This window comes from Blautia sp. HCP3S3_H10_2 (genome assembly GCF_052122375.1).
In the GTDB taxonomy this organism is placed as follows: Bacteria; Bacillota; Clostridia; order Lachnospirales; family Lachnospiraceae; genus Blautia_A.
Window position 1 is genome coordinate 1 of record NZ_JBQKCL010000063.1, and the last position, 383, is coordinate 383.

Consider the following 383-nt stretch of genomic DNA (forward strand, 5'->3'; position numbering starts at 1 on the left):
GACGGTAAAAGCAGGCCAGAAGGAAAAGTTAACCTATACATTCGAGAAGAGTAATACGGAAGAAAGTAAAGGAAAACTGGAACTGCTGAAGACAGGAGCAGAAGGAGCAGCCCTTGAGGGAGCAAAATTCGACCTGTATAAGGTTGGAAATCCGGATGAGAATCGTGGTTCCTATGTAACTGACAAAGATGGAAAAATCACAGTTGATAATGTAGAACCAGGAAGTTATTACTTTGTAGAAACAGAAGCTCCGTCAGGTTACGTAACACCAAGCGGTGAAGCGGCAAGGACAGAGACAAAGACGGTAAAAGCAGGCCAGAAGGAAAAGTTAACCTATACATTCGAGAAGAGTAATACGGAAGAAAGTAAAGGAAAACTGGAAC

Annotated in this window: 1 protein-coding gene; it reads left to right on the plus strand. The window is 42.6% G+C overall.

Annotated features, from left to right (window positions below; all coding sequences use genetic code 11):
- On the plus strand, positions 1 to 383 hold a 383-nt coding region (locus ACTQWB_RS18765), incomplete at both ends, for a prealbumin-like fold domain-containing protein (protein WP_441502927.1).